28 protein-coding genes are annotated in these 26,879 nt (G+C 65.5%); 19 read left to right on the top strand and 9 right to left on the bottom strand.

Annotated features, from left to right (window positions below):
• The first annotated feature begins 1 nt into the window (after window position 1).
• The 7 genes from BH683_RS18100 (at window position 2) to BH683_RS18070 (ending at window position 7,746) form a co-directional block, all read left to right on the top strand.
• Window positions 2-769, top strand: coding sequence for a CoA transferase subunit A (locus BH683_RS18100; RefSeq protein ID WP_084837660.1), 768 nt, complete (start codon window positions 2-4; stop codon window positions 767-769).
• Window positions 766-1,428, top strand: a complete 663-nt coding sequence (locus BH683_RS18095) for a 3-oxoacid CoA-transferase subunit B (protein WP_084837659.1) — start codon at window positions 766-768, stop codon at window positions 1,426-1,428. Before BH683_RS18100 ends, BH683_RS18095 begins: the two co-directional genes overlap by 4 nt.
• Window positions 1,425-2,609 (top strand): acetyl-CoA C-acetyltransferase, encoded by a 1,185-nt coding sequence (locus BH683_RS18090; protein WP_084837658.1) that lies wholly within the window; start codon window positions 1,425-1,427, stop codon window positions 2,607-2,609. Before BH683_RS18095 ends, BH683_RS18090 begins: the two co-directional genes overlap by 4 nt.
• 67 nt (window positions 2,610-2,676) lie before the next feature.
• Window positions 2,677-3,522 carry an AraC family transcriptional regulator gene (locus BH683_RS18085; protein WP_084837657.1) on the top strand — a complete coding sequence of 282 codons (846 nt, stop codon included), beginning with the start codon at window positions 2,677-2,679 and terminating at the stop codon, window positions 3,520-3,522.
• A 170-nt stretch (window positions 3,523-3,692) separates the two neighbouring features.
• Complete coding sequence (locus BH683_RS18080) at window positions 3,693-4,586, top strand: ABC transporter ATP-binding protein (protein ID WP_084837656.1); 894 nt, start codon at window positions 3,693-3,695, stop codon at window positions 4,584-4,586.
• On the top strand, window positions 4,583-5,644 hold the full coding sequence (locus BH683_RS18075; RefSeq protein WP_084837655.1) for an iron-siderophore ABC transporter substrate-binding protein: 1,062 nt from the start codon (window positions 4,583-4,585) through the stop codon (window positions 5,642-5,644). The genes BH683_RS18080 and BH683_RS18075 overlap by 4 nt, the downstream gene beginning before the upstream one ends.
• Window positions 5,641-7,746 carry an iron ABC transporter permease gene (locus tag BH683_RS18070; protein WP_084837654.1) on the top strand — a complete coding sequence of 702 codons (2,106 nt, stop codon included), beginning with the start codon at window positions 5,641-5,643 and terminating at the stop codon, window positions 7,744-7,746. The genes BH683_RS18075 and BH683_RS18070 overlap by 4 nt, the downstream gene beginning before the upstream one ends.
• Window positions 7,747-7,776: 30 nt before the next feature.
• Here BH683_RS18070 and BH683_RS18065 read toward each other — a convergent pair whose 3' ends face one another.
• Window positions 7,777-8,541, bottom strand: coding sequence for an alpha/beta hydrolase (locus BH683_RS18065; RefSeq protein WP_084837653.1), 765 nt, complete (start codon window positions 8,539-8,541; stop codon window positions 7,777-7,779).
• A 167-nt stretch (window positions 8,542-8,708) separates the two neighbouring features.
• Here BH683_RS18065 and BH683_RS18060 point away from each other — a divergent pair, with 167 nt between their 5' ends.
• Window positions 8,709-9,512 carry an S-methyl-5'-thioadenosine phosphorylase gene (locus BH683_RS18060; RefSeq protein ID WP_084837652.1) on the top strand — a complete coding sequence of 268 codons (804 nt, stop codon included), beginning with the start codon at window positions 8,709-8,711 and terminating at the stop codon, window positions 9,510-9,512.
• Window positions 9,455-10,549: an NAD-dependent epimerase/dehydratase family protein gene (locus tag BH683_RS18055; protein ID WP_084837651.1), complete on the top strand. Its 1,095-nt coding sequence runs from the start codon at window positions 9,455-9,457 to the stop codon at window positions 10,547-10,549. The genes BH683_RS18060 and BH683_RS18055 overlap by 58 nt, the downstream gene beginning before the upstream one ends.
• Here BH683_RS18055 and BH683_RS18050 read toward each other — a convergent pair.
• The 3 genes from BH683_RS18050 to BH683_RS18040 are packed head-to-tail and all read right to left on the bottom strand — an operon-like array spanning window position 10,500 to window position 13,682.
• Entirely contained in the window at window positions 10,500-11,597 is a 1,098-nt protein-coding gene (locus BH683_RS18050; RefSeq protein WP_084837650.1) for a HAMP domain-containing sensor histidine kinase, read from the bottom strand. The two genes, BH683_RS18055 and BH683_RS18050, sit on opposite strands and share 50 nt — an antisense overlap.
• Before the next feature lie 4 nt (window positions 11,598-11,601).
• Window positions 11,602-12,309 (bottom strand): response regulator transcription factor, encoded by a 708-nt coding sequence (locus tag BH683_RS18045; RefSeq protein WP_246833448.1) that lies wholly within the window; start codon window positions 12,307-12,309, stop codon window positions 11,602-11,604.
• 5 nt (window positions 12,310-12,314) lie between these two features.
• A complete protein-coding gene (locus tag BH683_RS18040; RefSeq protein WP_084837649.1) occupies window positions 12,315-13,682 on the bottom strand; it encodes a hypothetical protein in 1,368 nt (455 codons plus the stop codon).
• A 112-nt stretch (window positions 13,683-13,794) separates the two neighbouring features.
• On the opposite strand from BH683_RS18040, the gene BH683_RS18035 reads away from it, so the two are divergent.
• From BH683_RS18035 to BH683_RS18015, 5 genes are all read left to right on the top strand, one after another.
• Window positions 13,795-14,490: a glycosyltransferase family 2 protein gene (locus BH683_RS18035; RefSeq protein WP_084837648.1), complete on the top strand. Its 696-nt coding sequence runs from the start codon at window positions 13,795-13,797 to the stop codon at window positions 14,488-14,490.
• Window positions 14,480-15,160 carry a TIGR04282 family arsenosugar biosynthesis glycosyltransferase gene (locus tag BH683_RS18030; RefSeq protein ID WP_094647559.1) on the top strand — a complete coding sequence of 227 codons (681 nt, stop codon included), beginning with the start codon at window positions 14,480-14,482 and terminating at the stop codon, window positions 15,158-15,160. Before BH683_RS18035 ends, BH683_RS18030 begins: the two co-directional genes overlap by 11 nt.
• Window positions 15,157-15,819, top strand: coding sequence for a class I SAM-dependent methyltransferase (locus tag BH683_RS18025; protein ID WP_084837647.1), 663 nt, complete (start codon window positions 15,157-15,159; stop codon window positions 15,817-15,819). Before BH683_RS18030 ends, BH683_RS18025 begins: the two co-directional genes overlap by 4 nt.
• A gap of 193 nt (window positions 15,820-16,012) precedes the next feature.
• On the top strand, window positions 16,013-17,197 hold the full coding sequence (locus BH683_RS18020; RefSeq protein WP_084837646.1) for a molybdopterin-dependent oxidoreductase: 1,185 nt from the start codon (window positions 16,013-16,015) through the stop codon (window positions 17,195-17,197).
• Window positions 17,194-17,628, top strand: a complete 435-nt coding sequence (locus BH683_RS18015; RefSeq protein WP_084837645.1) for a hypothetical protein — start codon at window positions 17,194-17,196, stop codon at window positions 17,626-17,628. The genes BH683_RS18020 and BH683_RS18015 overlap by 4 nt, the downstream gene beginning before the upstream one ends.
• Here BH683_RS18015 and BH683_RS18010 read toward each other — a convergent pair.
• Entirely contained in the window at window positions 17,579-18,070 is a 492-nt protein-coding gene (locus BH683_RS18010; protein ID WP_210405236.1) for a GtrA family protein, read from the bottom strand. The genes BH683_RS18015 and BH683_RS18010 overlap by 50 nt on opposite strands.
• 65 nt (window positions 18,071-18,135) lie before the next feature.
• Window positions 18,136-19,443 (bottom strand): alpha/beta hydrolase family protein, encoded by a 1,308-nt coding sequence (locus tag BH683_RS18005; protein WP_246833454.1) that lies wholly within the window; start codon window positions 19,441-19,443, stop codon window positions 18,136-18,138.
• Between the two features lie 275 nt (window positions 19,444-19,718).
• Between BH683_RS18005 and BH683_RS18000 the strand changes: the two genes are divergently transcribed.
• The 4 genes from BH683_RS18000 to BH683_RS17985 are packed head-to-tail and all read left to right on the top strand — an operon-like array spanning window position 19,719 to window position 23,319.
• The gene (locus tag BH683_RS18000) at window positions 19,719-20,996 is read left to right on the top strand and encodes a lipase family protein (protein ID WP_084837742.1); all 1,278 of its coding nucleotides are present in this window, start codon (window positions 19,719-19,721) and stop codon (window positions 20,994-20,996) included.
• 53 nt (window positions 20,997-21,049) lie between these two features.
• On the top strand, window positions 21,050-21,301 hold the full coding sequence (locus BH683_RS17995) for a DUF6480 family protein (protein ID WP_084837642.1): 252 nt from the start codon (window positions 21,050-21,052) through the stop codon (window positions 21,299-21,301).
• 47 nt (window positions 21,302-21,348) lie between these two features.
• Complete coding sequence (locus tag BH683_RS17990) at window positions 21,349-22,839, top strand: protein adenylyltransferase SelO (protein WP_084837641.1); 1,491 nt, start codon at window positions 21,349-21,351, stop codon at window positions 22,837-22,839.
• 30 nt (window positions 22,840-22,869) lie between these two features.
• Window positions 22,870-23,319, top strand: a complete 450-nt coding sequence (locus BH683_RS17985) for an SRPBCC family protein (protein ID WP_084837741.1) — start codon at window positions 22,870-22,872, stop codon at window positions 23,317-23,319.
• Window positions 23,320-23,325: 6 nt separating this feature from the next.
• Here BH683_RS17985 and BH683_RS17980 read toward each other — a convergent pair whose 3' ends face one another.
• A complete protein-coding gene (locus tag BH683_RS17980) occupies window positions 23,326-23,973 on the bottom strand; it encodes an NAD(P)H-dependent oxidoreductase (protein ID WP_084837640.1) in 648 nt (215 codons plus the stop codon).
• Between the two features lie 112 nt (window positions 23,974-24,085).
• On the opposite strand from BH683_RS17980, the gene BH683_RS17975 reads away from it, so the two are divergent.
• Window positions 24,086-24,598: a MarR family winged helix-turn-helix transcriptional regulator gene (locus BH683_RS17975; RefSeq protein WP_084837639.1), complete on the top strand. Its 513-nt coding sequence runs from the start codon at window positions 24,086-24,088 to the stop codon at window positions 24,596-24,598.
• A 9-nt stretch (window positions 24,599-24,607) separates the two neighbouring features.
• Here the strand turns inward: BH683_RS17975 and BH683_RS17970 are convergent, their stop codons facing one another.
• Window positions 24,608-24,901, bottom strand: coding sequence for a hypothetical protein (locus tag BH683_RS17970; protein WP_084837638.1), 294 nt, complete (start codon window positions 24,899-24,901; stop codon window positions 24,608-24,610).
• 78 nt (window positions 24,902-24,979) lie between these two features.
• Window positions 24,980-26,779, bottom strand: a complete 1,800-nt coding sequence (locus BH683_RS17965) for an alkyl sulfatase dimerization domain-containing protein (RefSeq protein WP_084837740.1) — start codon at window positions 26,777-26,779, stop codon at window positions 24,980-24,982.
• Window positions 26,780-26,879: the final 100 nt, after the last annotated feature.

The raw sequence follows: 26,879 nt of genomic DNA, 5'->3' as shown, positions 1-26,879 counted from the left end.
GATGGCATCGAAAGTAGTGGATTCCGCCGCCGAGGCGGTTGCGGACATCCGAGACGCCGCGACCTTGGCGGTCGGGGGATTCGGATTGTGCGGCATTCCCGATGCTCTGATCGGCGCCATCGCCGATGCCGGAGCAGGCGACCTCGAGGTGTACTCCAACAATTGCGGCGTCGACGACCACGGTCTCGGCATCCTGCTCTCGCTGGGCCGCATCCGACGCGTCACGGCGTCGTATGTCGGAGAGAACAAGGAGTTCGCGCGGCAGTACCTCGCCGGTGAACTCGAGGTCGAACTCACCCCGCAGGGCACCCTCGCCGAGCGCCTACGTGCCGGTGGCACCGGGATACCTGCGTTCTTCACCCCAGCCGGTGTCGGCAGCCCGATCTCCGAAGGCGGGATGCCCTGGCGCTACGCCGCCGACGGCTCGATCGCCATCGCCTCGCCGCCCAAAGAGACCCGGACGTTCGGCGAGAAGCGCTATGTCCTGGAGGAGTCGATCAACGCCGACTTCGCGCTGGTTCATGCCGCAGTCGGGGACACCGAGGGCAACCTCGTCTTCGAGAAGACGGCGATGAACTTCAATCCCCTGGCGGCCATGGCGGGCCGCATCACCATCGCGCAGGTCGAGAAGCTGGTGCAACCAGGCGAAATCGACCCCGCAGCGGTGCATCTACCCGGCGTCTTCGTCCAGCGGATCGTGCACACCGGACCTCAGGACAAGCGCATCGAAAAACGCACAGTCACAGCGACCGCAGGAGCAACCCGATGAGCGCACCCACCACAGCGACAGGCTGGACACGGGACCAGATGGCCGCACGCGCCGCCGCCGACATGATCGACGGCGAATACGTCAACCTCGGAATCGGCCTGCCCACACTGATTCCGGGCTTTCTGACCTCCGACGTCCAGGTCACCCTGCACTCGGAGAACGGCATCCTCGGCACCGGCCCGTATCCGGCCGACGATGCGGTCGACGCTGATCTGATCAACGCGGGCAAAGAAACCGTCACCGTCAATCCGGGTGCGGCATTCTTCGATTCATCGTTGTCCTTCGGCATGATTCGCGGCGGGCACATCGACACCGCGGTCCTCGGGGGCATGCAGGTCTCCCGCCACGGTGACCTCGCCAACTGGATGGTCCCCGGCAAGATGGTCAAAGGTATGGGCGGGGCGATGGATCTCGTCCATGGCGCGGCCCGGGTCATCGTCCTCATGGAGCACACCGACCGAAGCGGCAGCCCGAAGATCCTCACCGATTGCACTCTGCCGCTGACCGGCGAGCGTGTGGTCGACCGGATCATCACCAATCTCGCGGTCATCGACGTCGTCGGCGATGGCACCCTGGTCCTGCGGGAGCTTGCACCCGGCGTCAGCGCCGACGACGTCATCGCCGCCACCGGGGCCACCCTCGAGGTCGAGATCCCATGAGCGAGCGCACAACTTCGGTCATCGTCGCCGGAGCACGAACACCCGTCGGACGACTCATGGGTTCTTTGTCAGAGTTCTCCGGTTCCGACCTCGGCGGTATCGCGATCAAGGCGGCGCTCGACAAAGCGGGGATCACGGGCGATCAGGTGCAGTACGTGATCATGGGCCAGGTACTCACCGCAGGGGCAGGGCAGATCCCCGCCCGGCAAGCCGCGGTGGCCGGAGGCATCCCGATGTCGGTGCCCGCCTTGACCATCAACAAGGTGTGTCTGTCCGGGGTCGATGCGATCGCGCTCGCCGATCAGATCATCCGGGCAGGTGCCGTCGACGTCGTGGTCGCCGGTGGGCAAGAATCCATGACCCGGGCCCCGCACATGCTCGAGAAGTCTCGTGCGGGTTTCAAATACGGCGACGTCACGATGCGTGACCACCTCGCCTACGACGGGCTCCACGACATTTTCACCGATCAGGCCATGGGCGCACTCACCGACAGCGTCAACCCGCTGGCCCGCGCAGACCAGGATGAGTTCGCCGCCGCGTCGCACCAGCGCGCGGCCACCGCCTGGAAGAACGGACTGTTCGCGGACGAGGTTGTGCCCGTGCCCATTCCGCAGCGCAAAGGTGAGCCGGTCATCTTCGCTCACGATGAGGGCATTCGCGCCGACACGACACCGGCCACCCTCGCGCGCCTGCGGCCCGCCTTCTCCCCGGAGGGCACCATCACCGCAGGCAACGCATCCACCATCAACGACGGTGCCGCCGCGGTCGTCGTGATGAGCAAGGCCAAGGCGCACGAACTCGGCCTCACCCCGCTCGCCGAGATCGGAGCCCACGGGATGGTCGCGGGCCCCGATTCGACGCTCCAACTGCAACCCGCGCGCGCCATCGCCGCCGCCTGTGCCACCGAGGGCATCGACCCCACCGCGCTCGATCTCATCGAGATCAACGAGGCCTTCGCGGCTGTCGGCATCGCGTCGACGCGTGAGCTCGCACTCGACCCCGCGCGGGTCAACGTCAACGGTGGTGCCATTGCCATCGGCCACCCCCTCGGGATGTCCGGTGCCAGAATCGCTTTGCACCTGGCCCTGGAGCTGGGGCGTCGCGGCGGTGGTGTCGGGGCCGCGGCCCTGTGCGGCGGTGGCGGGCAGGGATCGGCACTGATACTGCGCGTACCGACGTAGCCGTTCCGACGTCCGGCAGCACGCGATCGACCGCCGACAGCCCGCGGCGCTGTCGTACTCTCATCGCATGCCATCGCCGCCTCGTGAACCGACGGGTGTCGGATCATGGCCACGTGAGCGGGGCACCGTGGTTCGCCGGGCCAGCACGGTCACCGACAGCACTCCGCTGTCCTTCGTCATCCTCGCCGAGTCGGAGACCGCCGAGGTTCCCCTGGAGTACGAGCCGCACGCGCATCCGACTCACGAATTGGTGTGGGTTCGCGATGGAACACTGACGGCGCTGATCGACAAGCGGGTGTTCACCGTGTCGGCCGGCAGCGCGCTCTGGCTGCCCGCGGGAACGGTGCACGCCGGCCGGCTGACGGCGAACGCGCAGTTCCACGGCGCGTACTTCGCACCTCACCACACCCTCGATGCCTTCGACGGTCCCACGACGATCTCGATGACGCCCGTTCTGGGGTCGTTGCTGACCCACCTCGCGCGCACCGATCTCGACGACGATGCCAGGGCGCGAGCGGAACTCGTCGTCTTCGACGTGCTCGAGCCGACCGAGCGGCAACTGACCCTGCACCTCCCCGGCGATCCACGGATCGACGCAATCGCCACGGCACTGCTCGCCGACCCGGCCGACAATCGTGCGCTCGACGATTGGGCGAGGACCCTGGGGATCAGCGAACGCACGATCACCCGCCTGTTCCGCCGCACCACCGGACTGTCGTTCGCGCAGTGGCGGCAGGTGCTGCGCGTCCACCAGGCACTGACCCTGTTGTCCGAGGGATACGAGGTGCAGACGATCTCCGAGCAACTGGGATATGCGCAGCCCAGCACCTTCATCGAAGCCTTCCGACGGGTCATGGGAACCACGCCGGGAGCTTTCTGCGCAGCACCTCACACCACTCGGTCGCTGTCCTGAATCCCGTATCGGCGGTCCCGATGTACGGATTGCAGACATAAGGGTCATAGCCTTATAGTCCAGTTGCAAGGGTTGCCTAACCTTCTGCTGAACTCGTGCGGTGACGCCGGGGGTGGTTCACACCCGCGGTCGACGGTGCCGGGTGACCACGTCGACTCAGAGCTGATCCCATGACCTCCTCGCCCGCTCCGCGCCCTGACGCGCGGGCCCACCCACCGGCATTGGTGGGTGCGAACCTGACCCTGCGATACGGCAGGCACGCAGTGGTTCATGGTGTATCGGTGGAGCTCCGGCCCGGCCACGTCACGGCGCTGGTGGGACCGAACGGCAGCGGGAAGTCGACACTGCTCAGATCACTGGCCCGCCTGCACAAGATCGACGCCGGCGAGCTACTTCTCGGCGGGCGCGAGCGTGCGGCCTCACTGCTGAGTTCGCGCGAGTTCGCACGCGAAGTCACCTTGTTCACGCAGTCCCGCTCAGCGCCACAGGGACTTTCGGTGCGCGAAGTGGTCGCGTTCGGGCGCCACCCCTACCGGCGCGGCTTTGCGGGTCTGTCCGATGACGATCGGCAAGCCATCGACAGCGCGATGACCGCCACCGGAGTGCACGGGTTCTCCGAGCGGTCTGTCGGCGAATTGTCCGGCGGCGAGGTGCAGCGGGTCTGGCTTGCCGCGTGCGTCGCCCAGGACACCGGGGTGATCCTGCTGGATGAGCCGACGAACCACCTCGACCTGCGCTATCAGATCGAAACCCTCGATCTCGTCAGGGACCTCGCTGACGACCACGGCGCGGCAGTCGGCATCGTCCTGCACGATCTCCATCACGCCGCGCAGGTCGCCGACACCCTGATCCTCATGTCCGCGGGCACAATTCACGCCGCCGGTGCGCCGCTCGATGTCCTCACCGCCGAGAACATCGAGACCGTCTACGACATCGGCGTCGAAGTCCACCTCGACCATCGCACGAACCGCCTGCGCATCGACCCCATCGGGCGGCACTACGCCGGCGCTTCGGTCGATGCCCCGAACAACTCCACCAACCCCACTCGAGAGGATTTTTCGTGACCCGCACCAAGAGTTTCGTGACGGCCTCGGCGGCCGTCGCCGCGCTGGCCCTGGCCGTGGCCGGCTGTGGTTCCACCAGCGTCGACGAGGCCGACAGCAGCAGCGTCGCACCGCCGACCTCGCAGGCCTGCACCGATGACACGACCGAAACATCAACAGGCCCGGTCTCGTTGACCGACGGCGTCGGCCGCAACGTTGAACTCGACCAACCCGCCAAGCGCGTTGCGGTGCTGGAGTGGCAGCAGATCGAGGACGCACTCACCTTGTGCGTCTCGCCGGTGGCGGTGTCCGACGCAGAGGGCTATTCCACGTATGTCAGCGCCGAGAAGCTCCCCGAGGGCGTCGCAGACGTCGGCACCCGAGGTGAACCCGATCTCGACACCCTCTACGCCGCAAACCCAGATCTCATCATCGTCGAGGCATTCAGCGCCGACGACGAGATCATCGGTCAGCTCGAAGCCCGTGGGGTCCCCGTGCTCGCCACACTAGGGGCCGACGGCGCCGACCCCATCGGCAACATGAAGAACGTCTTCTCGCAGATAGGTGAGGCCACCGGTCGCACCGAACGTGCAGACCAGGTACTCCAAGAGTTCGACGAGCACCTCGCCCAGGCGAAAGAGAAAGTCGCGACCGTCGAGCTCCCCAACCGGGATTTCCTGTTCTTCGACGGCTGGATCGAAGGTGGCAACGTCATCATCCGCCCCTACGGTCAGGGCGCCCTGTTCACCGCGCTGGGCGAGCAGCTCGGTATGACGTCGGCCTGGACGAACGAGATCAACGAGCAATACGGCAGCGGCGGAGTCGATCCCGCCTACGGACTGGCTCAGACCGACATCGAGGGTCTCACCGCCGTCGGAAACGCCAACCTCTTCTACTCGACCGACGACGAGGCCGAGAGCTACGTCACCGAGATGGAAAAGAACCCGATCTGGACGTCGTTGCCAGCAGTGCAACAGGGCCGCGCGCACGCGTTCCCTCCGGGCGTCTGGGGTGCCGGCGGTCCGCTCTCCTGCCAGCAGGCTGTCGACGCCTACGTCGACGTCCTCACCACCGCTTGACCGCGACGCGTTCCGCCGACGTCGAGCAGCGTCAGTCGCTGCCCGACATCGGCGTTCGGGGCGGTGTCGGCGGCGCGACCGTGTTGGTCACGCTGCTCATCGGCGTTGTCCTGATCGGGATGTGGCACCTCACCCAGGGCACCTCGGGGGTCGGGATGTGGGACCTGCTGCGCATGCTCGGCGGCGCGGACGAGACCGTCGGCGGGGTCCCGGTCGGTGAGATACTGACCGGATCCCGTCTGCCGCGCCTGTTGGCCGGTGTAGCAGTGGGTTTCGCGCTCGGCGTCGCCGGAATACTGCTGCAGTCGATCACCCGGAACATCCTCGCCTCTCCCGACACCCTGGCCGTCACCGCCGGTTCGTACTTCGCGCTCACCCTGGCGGCCGCGTTCGGACTGGCTGTGCCGCTGTGGGCGTCGGGCGGCGTCGCGTTTCTCGGAGGCCTGGTTGCCGCGGCCATCGTGCTGGGGTTGTCCGGCCGCGCGGCCGGCACCGCAACCACCCGGCTCATCCTCGCCGGTGCCGCCATCGCAATGGCTCTCGACGCGGCGACGGCAATGCTCCTCATCGTCTTCAAGGAGAACACCACCGGCCTGTTCGCCTGGGGCAACGGTTCTCTCGCGCAGCTGAACATCGACGCGTTCGTACGCGCGGCCCCGGTCATCATCGTGATGGTGTGCGTGGCCCTGCTGCTCTCCCGACGGCTCGACGTGCTCGGTCTGGGCGACGACGCCGCGGCCGCGGTCGGTGTGCCGATTCAGTCCACCCGGATCTTCTCGGTGCTCTGTGCCGTACTGCTGACCGCCATCTCGGTCACCTTGGCCGGGCCTATTGCCTTCCTCGGGCTCGCGGCACCCGTACTCGCCCGTTTACTCGCCGGACGCATCCACACCCTGAACCGGCATGTCTTCCTGATCCCCGTCTCAGGCCTGATCGGGGCGCTACTGATCCTCCTCGCAGACGTTGCGCTCCGCGCGATCCTCGGCGCGCAGGGCGCCGCGTCGATCCCGACCGGTGTGCCCACCGCTCTGCTGGGTGCGGTGGTCATCGTGGCTCTCGCCATGCGGCTTCGTGATTCAGGGTCCACCCGACAGCCACCGTCGCAGCGCATCCGCATTCGATCGCGGCGCACCTTCCTCACGACCCTGGTGATCGCAACCGTGTTGCTGGTCGCATCGATCATCGTCGATCTACTCGCCGGGACCCTGTGGCTACGGACCGGCGACATCGCACTCTGGCTGCAGGGCACCGCTCCGGACCTCGTCGGACGCGCACTCGACGAACGCCTCCCACGGGTGGCCGCCGCCGTCCTCGCGGGTGCGGCGCTCGCTCTCGCCGGGTGCGTCGTGCAGGGCACGGTTCGTAACCCATTGGCCGAGCCCGGCATCCTCGGCATCTCGGCAGGCGCGGGACTCGGCGCGGTGATCGTCGTGACGTCCACCTCCGGCGGCGGGCGTGGGTTGATCATTCTGATGGCAGTTGTCCTGGGGCTTGCCACCTTTGCGCTGATCGCATTGCTCGCCTGGCGCGGCGGGCTACTGCCCGACCGATTCGTGTTGATCGGAATCGGCTGCGGTTACGGCTTGAGCGCAGTGACCACCTTCCTGCTGCTGCGGGCCAATCCCTATGACACTCCGCGCATCTTCACGTGGCTCTCGGGTACCACGTACGGGCGTACTCTCCCGGACGTGGCGCCGGTCGCCGTCGCGCTGGTGCTTGCGGTACCCGTGCTCATCGGCATGCGGCACCGCCTCGACATCATTGCTGTCGACGAGGACACCCCGCGGGTCTTGGGAATCCGGCTCGAGCGCACCCGGCTCATCCTGTTGACGATCGCCGCGATCCTGGCCGCCGTGAGCGTAATCGCGGTCGGCGTAGTCGGATTCGTCGGACTGGTTGCCCCACATCTGGCCCGCGGGCTGGTCGGCGCCCGCCACGGACGCGTGATCCCGGTGTCGATGGTGCTCGGTGGTTTGCTGGTCTGTATCGCCGATACTCTGGGCAGGATCCTTATCGCGCCCGCTCAGCTTCCCGCGGGACTGATGATCGCGCTCGTCGGCGCGCCCTATTTCGTGTGGCTGCTCAGCCGGTCGAACAGGTAGCTGACCAACGCCTCAACGATCCCACCGCTCTCACCGATCCCACTGCTGCAGAAACTCTTTGATCAGCACCCTGATGAGGGCGGGTCGTTCGGCGATGAGGTTGTGCGTCGTACCCGGCACGATCGCCAGCTGGGCGCCCGGGATCGACGAAGCGATCAGCAGACTGTGATCAGGCCGGATGGTGTCCCGATCCCCGGACATCACGAGGGTGGGCGCGGTGATCGCGCCCAGGTCCGCGGCTGCGATTCGCGGCTCGGTGGTCCAAAGACGAAACAACTTCTCCAGCACCACATCTGCATGACCCGGTCCATCCGGGGAGAGTCGTTCGTAGTGCATCCGTTCGACATCCGGTTCGGCCGCGCCCTCTGCCGCAACCGGCGTATCCAGGACGAGCGCGCCGGCACCTCCGTCCGAGTGCGTGAACGCCGACGGGTCGAGGTTGGCGCTGATCGCCACCAGCGAACGGATCCGATCGGGATGGCTCATCGCCAACTGCAATCCGATGATCGCGCCGTCGCTGTAGCCGATCACATCCACCGTCGTCAGTTCCTGTGCATCCAGGTACGCCAGGGTGTCGGCCACCCCGCGTGCGTAATCGTAGTCGTCGTCGATGTCCGCCGAACGTCCATGGCCGGGGCGCTCATACGCGAACACCTGATGGTGGGGCACCAGGGCATCGGACAACACGCGCAGGGATTCGAGCGAGCAGTAACCACCGTGGAGCAGGAGAACGGGAGGGCCGGTGCCGTCGACTTCCGAGTACAGGTCCGTGCCGTTGATCCGGAGATGAGGCATCTCCCCATCCTATCGATGCGGCGCGCCCACGATGGTGCTCGAGCGAGGCCGAACACCGCTGGTAGGGATCAGGACGTCTACCGGTCTACCGCCGGGCGGTATTACGAATCTATGACGTCATCGCTGCGACTCATCGGTGCGGTGGTTCAGTAAGGCAGGCTGAAATCATGAGCGCTGCCACACAACCTCGCATCGGAATCATCGGCGGATCCGGCTTCTACTCGTTCTTCGATCCAGGTGCCGAGCAGATCGAGGTCAGAACTCCTTACGGCGACCCCAGTGCCGCTGTCACCATCGGCGATGTCGGCGGGGTACCGGTCGCGTTCCTGCCCCGCCATGGCCTCTCGCATGAGTACGCACCGCACACCGTTCCGTATCGGGCCAACGCATGGGCGTTGCGGTCGGTGGGTGTTCGGCAGGTGTTCGCGCCCTGCGCCGTGGGAGGACTCAGTACCGACCTGCCGCCAGGGACGATGGTCATTCCCGATCAGCTCGTCGACCGGACGACGAGTCGCGCGCAGACCTTCTTCGACGGCCCCGCCGTTCACGTCGGATTCGCCGATCCCTATTGCCCGACGCTACGTCGCGCAGCTGCCACAGCCGCCCCGGACGCCGTCCACGACGGGACGATGGTGGTCGTCGAAGGTCCACGCTTCTCGACGAGGGCCGAAAGCCAGTGGTACGCCCGGCAAGGGTGGACCTTGGTGAACATGACCGGGCACCCCGAAGCAGTCCTGGCTCGCGAACTCGAGATGTGCTACGCGGCCATCGCTTTGGTCACTGACACCGACGCGGGCCTGGTGGCCGGTGAGGGGGTCACCGCATCGGAGGTGTTCGCGGTCTTCGAGCGCGGGCTCCAACATGTTCGCGAGGTGCTCATCAGAGCAATCGGGGTGGCTGCGAAGGAACCCGAATGCCTTTGCGCGCGCGGCGAACACGACATCACTACCGTCATGGAAGCAGAGCTGTGACTCGGGTGCTGCTGACCGGCGCCGCCGGATTCATCGGATCCCACCTCAGATCGGCGTTGACGGAACGGGGCCACGACGTCGTCGCGGTGGACGGCATGATCCCCGCCGCACACGGATCGGACGCCATCGCACCCGACGGGGTACTGGTCACCGATCTCCGGCAGGCGTCACTGGTCGAACTGCTCGATGGCGTGGACGTCGTCTGCCACCAGGCGGCTCGGGTAGGTGCCGGTGTCGATGCCCGTGATGCCCCTGACTACGCAGCTGACAATGACCTCGTCACCGCACGATTGCTGGCGGCCATGTTCGAAACACGGTGCCAACGAATGGTGCTCGCATCATCGATGGTCGTCTACGGCGACGGCACCTATCGCGATGGCTTCGGGACGATCGTGGACCCGCCTGCGCGCAGCACTGCCGATCTCGAAGCCGGCAGATTCGAGAGGTACCTGCCCAGCGGCGAGCCCGCAGTCTGGGCCCTGACACCCGAGGATGCCCCCCTGGCACCGCGCAGCTACTACGCGGCGAGCAAGGCGGCGCAGGAATCGTATTGCCGCGCTTGGTCGTTGGAGACCAGAGGGGCGGTGACAGCATTGCGCTACCACAATGTGTACGGCCCGCACATGCCCCGGGACACCCCATATGCCGGCGTGGCGGCCATCTTCCGGTCACAGCTCGAGGCCCGTCAGGCGCCGACGGTGTTCGAGGACGGCGGACAGATGCGAGATTTCGTCCATGTCAGCGACATCGCCGCCGCCAACGTCGCGGCAATAGAGAGGCTCGCTTCCGAAACAGGCAGCGGCCGGTTCGAGGCGTTCAACGTGTGCTCTGGACAACCGATATCGATCAAACAGGTGGCCGAATCGCTCACCACCGGCATCAGCGGGCCCGCTCCCGTGACCACTGGGCGTTATCGACCGGGGGACGTCCGCCACATCGTCGCCGACCCTGCCCTGGCTGCCGCCGAGCTCGGCTTCCGCGCCTCGATCATGCCGGAGCGCGGCCTCCGCGAGTTCGCGACGGCGCCTCTGCGCTGACCTCGGAACCCTTCGGAACCGGAGGGCCGCCGGGCACGGGCAGTCGCACCTCGAACCGGCTGCCCGGGTCCCGATTCGATACCGAGATCCTGCCGCCGTGGGCGGAGACCAGACCCTCCGCGATCGCCAGTCCCATTCCGGAGCCGACCGGTAACCCCTTGTCGTCTGTGGGCGTCCGCGCCGACGTACCGCGATAGGCGATCTCGAATATCCGGGCCATCTCGTGCTCGGCGATCCCCGGACCCGCGTCGTCGACGCGGAGGAAGGCATGCGAATCCCGGAGCCCCACCTCGATCTCCACCGGACAACCGTTCGGGGTGTGTGCGATGGCGTTGATGACGAGGTTGGTGAGCACCCGGGACACTGCTCGACCGTCGGCGTCGACCATGACCGCGGCGTCCGGCATGACAGGCCGCAGTTCGATATCGGCACGGTCGGCAGCGGCAGCGCACCCCGCGACGACCTCGTCGACCACTTCACGAAGATCGAGGTTTTCGCGCTCGAGCCGGAGAGCGCCTGCGTTGATCTTGGACATCTCGAACAGGTCGTCGACCATCCCCGACAGCCGCACGGCGTCTCGATCGATCTGACGTGCGAAGGTCGATACCTCCTCTGTATCGGAGACGACGCCGTCGGCCAGCGCCTCGGCCATGGCCCTGATGTCGGCGAGTGGGGTGCGCAGGTCGTGGCTCACCCAGGCGATCAGCTCGCGGCGAGATTGCTCGGCCGCCCGCTCCTGCTCTCTGGCATGCCGTTCCCAGACTGTTCGGCGCGCCTGGAACCGGGCCAACAGAACTGCTGCCGGGATGACGATGATCGCCACCGACGCGAGAACGGTCGCGGTGCGCTTGAGGTCGTCGGTGAACATGAACCCACTGACGCCGATCACGCCCATCAGGATCGCGACCGGTGGGATCAGGACCAGAACCACCGTGCTCGACACCAACGACAACCGACGCAGTCCCAGTAGCAAGCATGTGCCGACCAGCACCACCGGCGCGGACCACAGGAGCGACAGTCCGACGATCTGCGGAATGTTCGTGGGCATCAGATCACCGCTCGCCGGCCGGTGCGGAAACCCACCGATAGCCCTGGCCCCACACTGTCTCCAAAGAATCGCAGTCGCCGAGCTTGGCACGTAACCGCTTGACGTGCACGGTCACGGTCGACAGGTCACCGAACGACCAGCCCCAGACCTGCGCGAGCAGTTGCTCTCGGCTGAACACCGCATCTCGATGAGACAGGAAGAAACGCAGCAGATCGAACTCGCGCTTGGTCGTGCTCACGGGTCTGCCGGCCACGGTGACGCTGCGTGCTTCGGCATCCATCACGACCTCGCCGTCGGTCAGGCTGTCGGCCGCAGCGGTACCCGACCAGTTCGCGACGCTGCGCCGCAACACCGATTGCACCCGCAGCGCCAGCTCGCGCGGGCTGAACGGCTTGATGACGTAGTCATCGGCACCCGCTGTCAATCCGATCAGGCGGTCTTCTTCTTGACCGGACGCGGTCAGCAGAATGACGGGCATGGCGGCACGAGGTCCGCTCCTGATCTCGGTCAGCACCTCGATGCCGGTACGACCGGGCATCATCACGTCGAGAATCACGAGGTCGACCTGATGGTTCTGCAGATGTTCGAGCGCGGCGTCCCCGGCGTCGACCAGCGCCACCTGCAGTCCATCGCGCTCGAGATATCGACGCACCACATCGCTGACGATCGGATCGTCGTCGGCCATCAGAACTCGCACCACACCAGCAAACATGTCTTCTACCAATAGGTCCACACGAGGTGGTTGATCAGCAGGGCCGCGAGCGCCTGACCCGCCAGCCAGAACCGGTGGGATGGTCGGGGCAACAGAGCCGTCGCGACGAGTAGCCACACGCTGAACGGCAGCCAGATCCGCTCGACCTCGGCCTTGCTGAGCGCGCTGACGTCGGCGACGATCATCGCCAGCAGACCGGCCAGCGCCAACAGCACCACGGCTTCTCGACGGCGGATCAGTCCCGGTCGCAGGGCGCGGCCGACACCGACCGCGGCGGCCGGACCGACCGCGCACAGTGCCGAGGCGAAGTTCGCCCAGCCCCAGTACGAGAACGGCCGCTGGGTCGCGACACCTTGGTAATAACGCTCGACCACCAGGTGGTAGCCGTCCAGCCACCAGAAACCGAATGCGGCGAAAATTCCTACGACAGCCAGCGCGGCCGGTACGGCGTACACAATCGGTCGCCACTCCCGGGCGATGACGAGAACCGCGATGGCGACAAGACCCATCAGCACGAGCCCGTAATTCAGGAAGATCGCGAACCCCAGGACCAATCCACTCCCGACGGCTGCGGACACCGCGCGTGTGCCGGACGTGGTCGCGGCGATGGCAAGCAGCGCGATTCCCCAGGCTGCCACTCCCATGTAGTAGCCATCAGCTGACACACCCATCCAGACCGCGCCGGGGGTCAGCGCGACGAAGGGTGCGATCCGCCGCGCCGTCGCCTCGTCGCTCAAGCGCGCGGTCGTGATCAGCAGTGCACCGGCCGCACTGCACCCGACGAGCACGACCCAGATCGCGGCCCAGGCGCCGCCGCCGAGACCGATCCGGTCGAGCAGGACGAAAGTCAGCAGGGATCCGGGAGGATGACCGGACACATGGGTGGTCCACGAGTCCGGCTGGAAGTCCAGGATCCTGCCGGAGAATTCGTCGAGCATGCCAGTGACACTCGAGACACCGGGCACTTCGGCGAGGTACTCGTCCGGCCTGATCAACCGGCCGGCGAACCCGCGGTCCCAGCCGTCGATCATCGCCAACGAGAAGGTCCACGCCAGGCACGTCGCCATTGCGGCGAGGACGACCGATCTCCACGACAATCGAGTCGCGAGCGTCGGCCCGTACGCGATGACGGCAATCGCAACGAGAACCGCTGCCACCGTGCCGTACCCGAAATGCGGTCCGTATTCACCGAACAGCGGTGGTGCGAGCGCAAAGATGTTGATGCGCCACTCGGTGTCGCCGACGATGGGTGCGACGATCGCGGTGGTCAGCAAAGCTGTTGCGACCAGGAGGGATAACAGATCTCCTCGGCTGATCCAGCGCTCGCGTCCTGACGTGTCTGAATCCGTGAGGGTGTTCAAGGTTCCGGTCACCCTTACAACCTAGGCTTCGTTTCCGAATCGCCTGAGCCTTCGGCACAGACGTCACTTTTCCGTCACCGAATTCTGCTGGCTATGTGCACCAGCCGCCCCTAGCGTCGAAGACATGGGACACCAGAGCACGCCACGGATCAGTGCCACAGTCGTGATCCCCTGCCGCGACGAAGCCGAATCTCTGCCTGCGATCATTCGCGCCCTCCCGGCCCACATCGATGCACTCGTCGTGGACAACGGCAGTGTCGACGGCACCGCCGATGTCGCTGCTGCGCTGGGCTGCACCGTTGTCCACCAACCGCTTCCCGGATACGGATCGGCTGTGCACGCCGGTGTCGAAGCCTGCACCACGGAGATCGTCTGCACCATCGACGGTGACGGTTCGATGGATCCCGCCGACCTCAGCCAACTGGTTTGCGCCGTGGCGGCCGGCGCCGATCTCGCCGTCGGGCGACGTCGGCCCGTCGACCGCCGTACGTGGCCGCTGCATTCACGAATCGGGACCAAATGGATAGCTCGCCGCCTCCGAAACCGCTACCGCATACCGATTCACGACATCGGGCCGATGCGGGCGGTTCGGCGCGACGATCTCCTGGCGCTGGGAATCACCGACCGCCGTTTCGGGTACCCGGTCGAACTCCTTGCGCGAGCAGGTGCCGCACGTTGGCAGATAGCAGAATTGGACATCACCTATCGGTCGCGGTCGGGCGGCAGATCGAAAGTGTCGGGATCACTGAAGGGAACGTTGCGGGCCACCCGCGACTTCCTGACCGTTCTTCATCAGATGGAGGAGAGAGTTGTTCACTGACACGCCCTGTGGAATCCTGATCGTCGCCAAGGCGCCGGTACCAGGACAGGTCAAAACCCGACTCACCGAGAAGTACTCGGAGGTCGAAGCGGCCGAGCTCGCCGCTGCTGCACTTCTCGACACTCTCGACACCGCGTTGTCGGTGGGAACTGCACCGGTCGTCGTCGCGATGACGGGCGCTCTCAGTGATGCCGTCGCGGTTGAGGAGATCGGCTGGCGACTTCGGCACACCACGGTGATCGCCCAGCACGGCAACACCTTTGGTGAACGGCTTCAGAACGCCCACCGAGACACCGACGATGTGGTCCATGGTGCGGTCTTCCAGGTCGGGATGGATACACCCCAGATCACAGCCGGCCAGTTCCGGGCGGCATTGGCAGCGTTGGACGAGACGGACTGTGTCCTCGGCCCCGCCACCGATGGGGGCTGGTGGGGGCTGGGACTCCACGACGCCCGGGGCGCGCACACCCTCACCGGCGTACCGATGTCATCGGCGGAAACGGGCGCTGCGACGCGATCGGCACTCGAGACAGACGGGCTCCGGGTGACCGAGCTTCCCGAACTGTGCGATGTCGACCACCCCGAGGACATCGACGGCGTCGCGCGTAGGTGTGCGCCAGGCAGCAGGTTCGCATCCACCGCAGCGACTCTGATGGAGCGATCATCGTGACCCTCGCAGACGAATCCGCGGATACGCAATATTTCGACAGCGCGCTCTCGCAAGGCCTTGCCGGTGAACGCACCTGGTTGCGGCAAGCCGACGGCACACGCGATCTGTTGCCGGTCGATCGGTGGCTCGGCACGAGCCAGGTCGGTTCGGACTCGGACTTCGATCGCCTCGTTGCCGACAAATGCTCCGGACCCACGGTCGATCTCGGATGCGGGCCGGGTCGGCTCGTGCATCGGTTGAGCGACAGGGGAATCGCGGCACTGGGTGTTGACCACAGCGATCAGGCAGTGAGCATGACTCGCGCGCAGGGCGGAGTTGCCATCCGGCGCAGCCTGTTCGACCGACTTCCCGGCGAAGGCCGTTGGCGGCACGTCCTGTTGCTGGACGGAAACATCGGCATCGGCGGGGATCCCGACCGGGTGGCGAGACGATCGTCCGAACTCGTCGCGGCGGGCGGGTCGATCATCATCGAACTCGACTCCGGCCTGGCGGGACTTTGGCGGGGCGCCGCTCGCGTCGAGACCGAGAGCTCATGTGGAGAATGGTTTCCCTGGGCGCGGGTTGGCATCGACTACGCCCGCGAACTCGCCGAGACGGTCGGGTTGCGGTACCGCTGTGAAACCATCGGTGGTCGCGGCCTGATGGAACTCACCGGGTAGTGGTCACCGATGTCGAGCAGGGGACCTGACAGCGGCGACGGTGCGTTCTTCCACTTCTTGAGATCCACCACTTTCCACGTCGAGCCCTCCGGAGCAAGGGACCAGTTGTCATGTATCTGTCGAGTACCGGGTATTCGCGGCCCGCTCCCGTCCGGATGGGATCTCGAACCCATCGCCCGAGGTCGATGAGCCGATGAGCCCCCTCGACGCAGACCCAGCCGCAGATCGCGATACCGGACTGCGTAGTCCGCGGCTGGTTGCGCGGGTCGGGATGCTGCTCGGGATCTGTATCACCGTATGTTTCGTGACCGGGCTACTCAGCCACTGGATACAGCACCCTCCCGCGTGGTTCTACTGGCCGTCGCGACCGGTGTGGCTCTACCAGACCACGCAGGGACTGCATGTGATCACCGGCGTCGTGGCCATCCCGCTGCTGCTGATCAAACTTCAACTCGTCTACCCGAAGCTCTTCGCCAGACCCGTGATCGGGACACCCGCACGAGCTGTGGAGCGCGCCTCGATTGCAGTCCTGGTGAGCTCCACGATCTTCCAACTCCTGACCGGATTGCTCAACACCGCCCAGTGGTATCCATGGAAGTTCTTTTTCACCACCACCCACTACGCCATGTCGTTCGTGGTGGTGGCGTCGATCTTGGTGCATATAGCGGTCAAACTGCCGATCATCCAGCGCGCTCTGGGCAGTCCAGTCGAGTCGACCGCCCCGATCGGCACGATTGACTCGACGGCCGACACGCAAAGGACCGCGAGCGAATCGGCACCGGGGCCCGGGGTGGTGTCACGGCGCACGGTTCTTCGCGGCACCGTCGCAGTCGGATCCCTCGCTGCGCTGGCGTTTGCCGGTCAAACAGTTCCTTTCCTGCGCTGGTTCGCGTTTCTCGCGCCGCGTTCAGGCGAAGGACCACAAGGCATACCGATCAACCGAACGGCATTGGCGGCGGGAGTACAAGAGTCGGCCCGCAATCCGGACTACCGGCTGACCATCAGCAACGGAAACTTTACGAGAGAACTGACCCTCGAACAGCTACGGGCCATGCCGCAACACGACAGCGCCCTTCCGATCGCGTGCGTGGAAGGGTGGAGCGCGACCGGTACGTGGAGTGGAGTTCAGGTACGCGACCTCGTGGCACTTGTCGACGGCGACCGTGAGCATGATGTCCGGTTCATCTCGCTCGAAGCAGGCCTCTACGGGGTGAGTACACTGCCCGCGAACATCGCCGACGACCCGCTCTCGCTCGTCGCCCTCAAGTTGCACGGGGAGCAGCTGATCGTCGACCACGGCTACCCGTGCCGGCTGATTGCACCGAACCGGCCCGGCGTACTGCAGACGAAGTGGCTGACCCGAATCGAGATCCTGTGAAATTGCGCATCATTCGGGCACTCCTGATCCTCGCCGCGCTGGCGCTGGGCTGGTACGGACTCTCCCAGCTCTGGACCATGCCGCGTGCAGATCAACTCTCCATTGTCTTCTGGCTCGCTGGTGGACTCATCGTCCACGACGCACTGTTCGCACCGGCGTGCATCGCTCTCGGCTACGGCGCGAAAAGACTGCTACCGCAACAGTGGTGGGCACCCGCACTGCTCGCCGTCTCCGCGAGCCTGGTCGTGCTCGTCCTCTCTCTGCCCGTACTGCTCCCACGTTCTCCGGGAAAGACACCTGACAATGCCACCATCCTCGACCGTCCCTACGGCGTCAGTGTTGTCATCGCCCTCGCCGTCATCTGGCTGCTGGCGATCGCTGTCATCCTGGTCCGACGACGTGGCCCGGCCGCGGTTCATCGGACGCCTTAGGTGCGAACACTCGTCGAAGGCCCAAGAAGCGCACCACTGTGGCCACGAGATTCGCCGCCACCAGCACAGCGACCTCCTGCACTCGCGACGGATCGGCTGTCCAGATGTGCAGCAGCCACAACGCCCCGCCCGTCAGCGCGAGCCCCAGGGCGAAGACAGCAAGGCCCTGCAGGTAGTGCCGCATGATCTCGTCGGTGCCGCGAATCCCGAAAGTGAATCGTCGATTGACCGCGGTGTTCGCGATCGCAGAGATCAGGAGCGCCAACACATTCGCGACCTGTGACGGCATGACGAATCGCAGTAGGACGAACAACGCCACATATGCGAACGCGCTGGCACCGCCTACGAGGTAGAAACGGAACAGCACACTGCGGTACCACTTGCCGGACACTTCTTCGATGATGCCATCCTCGCCTCCGGGCGCGAGACAACGTCCGCTCACAGAACTTCGTCCCGCTCGTGAAAGAACGCGAGCGGGACGAAGTTTTGTGAGCGAAACCGGTCGATTCAGCGTGCCGGCGCGGTGGTGGTCGTCGACGTCGTGGTGCTCGTTGCCGAGGTATCGGTGGACGTCAGGGCGGGTTCGGTCGAAACCGCATCCGCCGCAGGGGCTTCGGCGGGAGTCGACGAGGCCGACACTGGCGATTCCGAAGTCGACGAGGATTTGGTGGTCGACGGTACAGAGCTGGACGGATCGGTCGACGCAGGTACGTCGGCCGGGAGCACCGAAGGCTCGTCTGCAACGAGAAGTGCAGCCTTGGTGGCCTTGGCTGTGCCGCCGTCGACCTCGGCGCCGGTGGCGTTGACGACCTGGGTCTTCGCGGTGACGGGCGGGGTGTTGCGCAGCGTCTCGGTCACCTCGTCACGCCCGTCGCGCAGGGCGCGGCCCCAGTTCTCCCACGTGTGTCCGCCATAATTCGGCAACACGACGACGTTCGCCCCGCTTTGCGCGGCCTGGATCTGCATCAGGATGGTCGACACGGCCGACAGCATCTCGAGGGCGATCGCGCTGATCTGGTCCTGGGGCGCCAGCTGTGCCAGCTCGCCCGGAGTCAGGAAACCGTTGCCGGACGAGATGATGAGCACCTGGCCGTTGTCTTTGAGCTTGCTGACGTTCTTCGACGGATCGTTCTCGGTCCACCGGTTGCTCCCCGGGGCACCCCACATGTTGAGGATGCCGTTCGTGTAGTTCGATACGAGCGTCTGGGACGCGAAAACACCAAGCGCACCAACGGGATTGTCTGTTTGGTAGTAGCCCGACATCGCCTGCACCACCTTGAACTGCTCGGGGTGGCGTTCAGCCAGGGTGACGGCCGGCCCCGCCGACATCGACAGACCGATGATCGCGTTGTTGGACGGGCTGACGCCGAAGTTCTCGGCGAGGTAGGCAGGCAGTTCGTCGGTCAGGAACGTTTCCTGCTTGATGGTGGCGTTCTTGTCACCGGCGCCGGCGTCCCAGTCCGTGTAGAACGACGATGCCCCGCCGACCGGCATGACGAGTGTGGTGTCGGTGCTGCGGTCATAGACCTGGGCGGCCTTGACGTCTGTCGTCCAGGCAGAGCGGTCTTCGCGAGCCCGCATCCCGTCGAGCAGGTACACACCCTGATTGCTGCCCTCCGATGCGCGGATCTGCACCATGACGTTCTTGTTCTGGGACTTCGACCAGACCTGGCAGTTCTGCACGAAGTAGGCCGAGGAATCCCAGGTGCACCCGGGCCGGAGTTTGTCCGGCTGACCGGCAACTGCACCTGCGGTTCCGAAAGAGAACAGCAGTGAACTGAGGGCGGTCAGTGCGATGCTCAGCACGGCCACCATCGCGCCGAGCACAAGGACACGAGGTCCTCGGCGACGCTTGGGCGCCTCGGGCTGCGCATGCCGGGCCTCGCCGACGACTTTCCATGCGGGGACGGAGTGATCGAACTGGTTGAACGAACTGGGCATGCGGTGGAACTCCTGCTGTCGGTCCCCGACCGAAACAAGTGCTGCAAGAAATGTCGCGACATATCGACAATCCGTTACCGCCCGATGTCACCGCCCTCGATTGTCTCGATTCGGTTCCGGTTCGCCGTGTCGGTGTTTAAATGAACGCCATGCCCAATGTTCGCGCCTTCGCCCTGCGCCTCTTGGCCGTTGCCGCCATCGTCACCGGGTCGCTGGCGTTCGTGGCCGCTCCAGCGCAGGCCGATCCCGGCCCGGGTTCGCCGTTGCCCTCGGCAGATCCCTTCTACAGCTACGACGGACCACTGGACGGGATCGCGCCCGGGACGGTGCTGCGCTCGCGGCCGATGAACTTCCGGACGCCGGACGTGAACACCCCCATCACCGGCAACCAGGTGCTGTACCGGACGACCGATCAGCAAGGCCGCGGCGCCGTCACGGTCGCGACGGTCCTGCGGCCGCTGGTACCCGGCCCGACCAAGATCGTCTCGTACCAGATGGCTTACGACGCACTCGGTTCGCAGTGCGACCCCTCGTACACCCTGAGTGGCGGGTCGACGAACCTCATCGCCTTCGGCGAGCAGAATCTGATCGCCGGATACCTCGCCGCCGGGTACACCGTCGTTGCGCCCGACTACGAGGGCGAAGAGCTCGAATGGACCATCGGGCGGCAGTCGGGTTACGCGATGCTCGACGGGATCCGCGCGACCGAGGCATTTCTCGACGCCCCGTCCTCCACACCGGTCGGCCTCGTGGGCTACTCCGGCGGCTCGGTTCCGACTCAGTGGGGTGCAGAGGTGGCACCGCAGTACTCCCCTGAACTGAACATCGTCGGTGCCGCTGCGGGCGGCCTGCCGGTCGACCTGGCGCACAACCTGCCCTACGTCAGTGGCAGCAAGCAATGGGCAGGCGTCATCCCCGCACTTGTCGTCGCCTACCAGCGGACGTACGACCTCGATACGAGCACGTTCCTCTCCCCATACGGCCAGCAGGTGACCCAGCAGGTCAGCTCCGAATGCATCGTCAACTTCGCCTCGAAGTACCCGACCCTGACCGACGCGTCGATGGTCAAGGCGCCGTACACCTCACTGCTCGACGTCCCCGAGGTCGTCGCGGCAATCGACGACAACATCATGGGTAGCCAGGGCACCCCGCGCACTCCGCTGCTGCTGGGAGTCGGCAAGGCGAACGCGCTCGGCGACACCATCATGATCACCGACGATGTCGTCGGCCTGGCGCACGAGTACTGCGGTCGTGGCGTCGACGTGACCTACTCCCAGTTCAACGGACTCACCCACGCCGAAGCCTTCGCTCCGTTCGAAGCTCAGGGGCTGCAGTTCCTGACCGAGCGATTCGCCGGGCTGCCGACCCGTAGCAACTGCGCGACCATCCCTCCCGGTAACAGCCTGGCACCGACCCCCATCCCCTGACCCGGCAACTGCCGCCACTGGTTGGCATCCGCGGGATCGGGTACTCATCCTGCATGCCCAACCGAGACTCTGAAGACTTCGCGTACGAACCGCAGAACCCCCCACCCGGCGACACTGCGGGGCTGGAAGACGGTGGCGGCGTGACACCAGGTGACACTCCTCCGGCAGAGACCGGCGTCGGCGGCCCGAACCATGAGCCGCCACAACGTGGCAAGACCGTGCCGATCGTCATCATCAGCCTCGCCGTGCTGCTGGTCCTCATCATTGCCATCGGGCTGTTCAGCCGCATCTTCGGCTTCATGTGACCGATCGACCCGCCCGTACCGAACGCGATGGTGGTTAACCTCGAATCATGGCAACAACTCACGACTCCGCTGCATCGACGACTCCGGCGATCGTCGGCCTCGAAAGTACCTACGCGGACACGCTCAGTGCACTTGCCGTGCCGTGGCAGGGTGCCGACGCGCCGAACCCGAGGTTGCTGATCCTCAATGAGGAGTTGGCGGAGTCGCTGGGACTGGATGTGAAGGCCCTGCGGAGCGACGACGGCGTCCGTGTGTTGTCGGGTGCGTCGGCGCCCGTCGGGTCAACACCCGTCGCAATGGCCTACGCCGGCCACCAATTCGGCGGGTATACACCGTTACTCGGAGACGGGCGAGCGTTGCTGCTGGGCGAGATCGTCAGTGACAACCGTCGGCTTGATCTACACCTCAAGGGTTCGGGGCCGACGCCCTTCTCTCGGGGCGGCGACGGGTTCGCCGCTGTCGGCCCGATGCTGCGTGAGTACCTGGTCAGCGAGGCCATGCACGCCCTCGGCATCCCGACCACACGGTCACTGTCGGTGGTCGCGACGGGCCGGGACATACGTCGAACCGGCGCGGAGCCCGGGGCGGTGCTCGCCAGGGTCGCAGCCAGCCACCTGCGGGTGGGCACGTTCGAGTTCGCGGTCCGGCAGGGCGAGGTCCTGCAACCTCTGGCCGACTACGCGATCGCGCGCCACTACCCGGCGTTGACCGAACTGCCGACCGATCAGCGGTACCTGGCGTTCTTCGAAGCCGTGGTCGAGGCGCAGGCCGCTCTGGTGGCGCAGTGGATGCTCGCCGGATTTGTGCACGGCGTCATGAACACCGACAACACCACCATCTCCGGGCAGACCATCGACTACGGACCGTGCGCGTTCATCGACGCCTTCGACCCGGCCGCGGTGTTCAGTTCCATCGACCAGGGTGCCCGTTACGCGTTCGGCAATCAGCCCGCCGTCCTGAAGTGGAACCTGGCGCGCCTGGCAGAAACGCTTCTGACACTGATCGATTCGACGCCCGACGACGCGATCTCCGCGGTCTCGGCGGTGCTCGACTCCTTCGACGCGCGATTCCAGAGCCACTATTCGGCCGGCATGTCGGCAAAGCTCGGCGTGGCCGGTGAAACCATCGACCCGGCGTTGATCGACGACCTGCTGGCATTGATGAAAACTCACGGTGCCGACTGGACCGGTACGTTCCGAGCTCTTGCGAGCGAGCTCCGTGGGGAAACAACCGCTCTGGATGCCCTCATCCCGCGCGAACAGATCGGTTCCTGGCTCACCAGTTGGCGTTCCGAACTGGCCAGGTACGACCGCGACGACGCCGCGGATGCGATGGACGCGGTCAACCCGCTGTACATCCCGCGCAACCATCAGCTTGATGCCGCGCTGAAAGCTGCCACCGACGGCGATCTCGCTCCGTTCGAGAAGTTGCTCGAGATCGTCACCCATCCGTTCGATCGCCGTGACGACTGGGCCGATTACGCGGCACCCGCTCCCCCGGTGTTCAGCGAATCGTTCCAAACCTTCTGCGGCACCTGACCTGTTCGAGATCTGTGCTTGGATCTGAAGATGGCCGAGAACACAGAAATGCGGGTGGTGAGCGCGTCCCGCGACATCGCCGCCGGCGCCGAGCAGATCTTCGAACTGATAGCTGACCCGTCACGGCAGCCGAGCTGGGACGGCAATGACAACCTGACGTCGGCGTCGGCTGATCAACGTGTCCGCGCGGTGGGTGATGTGTTCACGATGACTCTCACCACGGGCGCCGAGCGAGAGAACCACATTGTGGAGTTCGATGAAGGACGCCTCATCGCGTGGCTCCCCTCAGAAGCGGGTCACGAGCCGCCGGGTCACCTCTGGCGCTGGGAGCTCGAACCGCTCGACGACAGCCGTACGCGCGTGACCCACACCTACGACTGGTCGGATCTCAGCGAGGAGAAACGCCTGGGGCGGGCTCGCGCGACGACAGCCGACAACCTGCGCGCGTCGCTCGAAAGGCTGGCTGCGCTGGCCGAGTAACGGTCGTCAGCTGCGGGGAGCGGCAAGCGCCTGGCCGTGCTTCGTGGCGAGCGCATCGGCATCGGCTCGCAGACCGGCTGCGACATCCTTGAACTCGTCGAGCGCAGGGTTCACACCGACCAGGGTGAACGGGGCTTCGACGACGTCGAGGTCCAAGTTCCACACGTCGGCGAGAATGCGCTGCATCCATCCTGTTGCGTGGTCCCAGCCCTCACGCGGCGTGCCCGCCGAGTAGTTACCACCCTGAACGGTCACCAGCACGGCGGGTCGACCGGCGATCGGCGACGGGCCGGTGGGCCCGAACCGCGGATCGGTGAGGACCGTATCGACCCAGGTCTTGAAGTGCTGCGAGACCCCGAAGTTGTACAGCGGCACCGCAAACAGATAAGCGTCGGCCGCGATCAACTCGTCGGCGAGGGTCGCGGCCAGCCTCAGCGCTTCGCGCTGCTCATTCGTGCGCTGATCTTCTGGCGTGTAGCCGGCGAAGGCAGCGGTCCCCCAGGTCGTGGCGGCGATGGGTTCGGTTCCGACGTGGCGTCGGACGATGGCGTCGCCCGGATGGCCGACCCGCCACTCCTGTTCGACGATGTCGGCAATCGCGCGACTATGTGAACCCTCGATACGGATGCTGGCGTCGAGACGAAACAGGGTCATGAGCTCTCCTCAGTGAATCCGGATCAGCGATGGACGACGATCCGTGAACTTGAACGCGCAAGTTGAACCATACCGACAATTGTTGAATGTTCAAGTTCGCTACGATGGGACCGTGACCGACGACCACGACGAGGTATGGCTCAGCCACGCTCAGCAGCGCGATTGGGCGTCACTGGTCGCGCTGATCATGACCTTGCCCGGCAAGCTCGACGCACAGCTCAAGCACGAGGCAGGGATCAATTTCTTCGAATACAACATCCTGGTGTCGCTGTCTGACGCCCCCGACCATGTGCGGGTGATGAGCGACCTCGCCGGGCTGGCGCGAGGATCGCTGTCCCGGCTGTCGCACGCGGTGTCACGACTGGAGAGTGTGGGGTGGGTCGAGCGGCGCTCCTGCGGTGGCGCCGGTCGGCGCACCGAGGCGATTCTGACAGAAACGGGATGGCAAGAGCTACAACGTATTGCGCCCTCACACGTCCGTGAGGTCCGGCGACTCGTCGTCGATGCCATGGGGGCAGATCAACTCGAACACCTCGGTTCGGCCGCTCGCCTCATCGTCACCGCCGCAGACCCGGCACTGGCCGAGACCCTCGCCTCCGCCATCGATCACCGACCGGCGGGGTGAAGCGAGGCCTCACGCGCCTTCGACGAACCGCCCGTCGGGGAACATCTGACCGTATCGGGAGACTGATTTACGGAAGAACGAACGCTTCTCGACCTCGCTGACGCGCACCGCCATCGTGTAGACGTTCGCCCCCTGCTCGCGGTACACCGTCGACTCGATGGTGTAGTCGACACCATCTTCCGACACCTGCCGCCTGGTGGTCGATTCGTTGTTGTCGGCCCAGACGAGCTCGTCATAGCTCACTGCTCGAGCCCACTCCTCGAGTCGGCCTTGCGCCAGACGCCCAGCCACCTCTTTGTTCATGGCGGGATCGTAGCCGCGCGCGCGAAAACTAGCAGCAGATCCAGGGTGCGTGCGGGGCCGCCCGGCAGGTTTGCGATGTCACGGGGTCACGATCCGGAACCCCGGGTCGGCCTCATCGGTCAATCCCACGATGGTCCCGATGACCGAGGGGTCACCGCTCAGATCGAGGTCGGCTGCTCCGGCACCGGCCAGCAGACCGAGCAACTGAGACTTGGTCAGGGTGACCACCAGGTCGGCCGGATCGGTCCGCTGGGTCGGATAGTGGATCAGGACCCCGTTCGACAGCTCCATCCGATAGGTCTCGTCGAGATCTGTGAAATGCCAACGGATGGAGGCGGAGGTGTCCCAGGCCCGTGGCCCGTCGATTCGGATGGCGATGCTGTCGAAGACCTGCGTGATCGTCAGCGCGGCTGCCATGCCGGCGGCACTGACCTCGGCAGGATTCGTGGGGCCGTTCACCTCGTTCGCGCCGACGAGATAGTTGTTCCGCCAGGTCGCGCACTCGGACCCGTAGCCCAGCCGGGTCAGAGCATCGGTCAACACTTCCTTCGCGCCGGCGTGATCCGGTTCGGCGAATACGGCATGGCTCGCGAGTTCCGCGGCGAAGCGGAGATCACCCTCGTCCGCAAACTCTTTCGCCTTCGCAACGGCCGCATCGATGCCGCCGATGGCGCGCACGTACCGAGCACCGTTGGCCTCGGGCGGGTGCTGCCACAGGTGCGCCGGATTGCCGTCATACCAGCCGAGATAGCGCTGATAGATCGCCTTGACGTTGTGGCTGACCGAGCCGTAGTAGCCGTGCGTATGCCACGCCGCATCCAGGGCAGGTGGCATCACGAAGTCCTCGGCGATCTCCGTGCCGACGTACCCCTTGTTGAGCCGTCGCAAGGTCTGATCATGCAGAAACGCATAGAGGTCGCGCTGCTGGGTGAGGTACTCGATCAATTCGTCGGTACCCCAGGTGGGCCAGTGATGCGAGGCGAACGCGACGTCGGAGTCGTAAGCGAACATCTCGATCGCCTCCGCGAGGTACCGCGACCAGTTGCGGGCGTCCCGCACTTCCGCCCCACGGAGCGTGAGCAGATTGTGCAGGTTGTGAGTTGCGTTCTCCGCCAGGCACAGTGCCCGATGATCGGGGAAGTAGAAGTTCATCTCAGACGGCGCTTCAGTGCCCGGTGTGACCTGAAAGATCATTCGCACACCGTCGAACGTCTCTTCCTGCCCGGTGTGGGTGATGTCCAGAGTGGGAGCGATGAGTCCGACGGTGCCTTTCGACGTACTCGGCCCGAGGCCGGCGCCGAGAGTGCCCGTCGCGCTGACCTCGAGCACCATCCCTGTGTGGTACATCCCGCGTCGCAGCATCGCTCCACCGGCATAGACGTTCTCGGACACCGCGTGCTCGAGGAAGTGCTCCGGCGCGACGATCGGCACCGTGGTGTCCGCATCGACAACACCCAGTACGCCGCCGAAATGGTCGATGTGCGAGTGCGTGTAGATGACGGCGACAACCGGGCGGTCGCCACGGTTCTCGCGGTAGAGGGCAAGCCCCGCCGCCGCACATTCCTCGGACACCAACGGGTCGATGACCACGACACCGGTCTCGCCCTCGACCAGCGTCATGTTCGACAGGTCGTAGCCCCGGATCTGGTAGATACCGGCCGTCACCTCGAAAAGACCGTGGATTCCGGTGAGCTGCGCCTGACGCCACAGACTCGGGTTCACGGTGTCCGGGCATTCGCCGGTGGTAGCCGCCGAGAACGCCTCGGCGTCGTACACCATCCGGCCGTCCCCGGCTTTGATCTGAGCAGGCTCCAATACGGCGATCAGGCCGCGCTGCGCATTGTCGAAATCGGTGCGATCAGAAAAATCAGCGGCCATCTGCACTCCCTGGGTAGGTGCGGCCCAGGCTATCTCGCGTCGAACGCCTCGAAACCCGAATTATGCAAAATTAACCGCTACCAGCATTCGCCAATGCACG

Source organism: Williamsia sp. 1138 (genome assembly GCF_002095435.2).
Taxonomy (GTDB): domain Bacteria; phylum Actinomycetota; class Actinomycetes; order Mycobacteriales; family Mycobacteriaceae; genus Williamsia.
The sequence above is the reverse complement of the archived record's forward strand: the minus strand, read 5'-3'. Positions and strand labels throughout refer to the sequence as shown.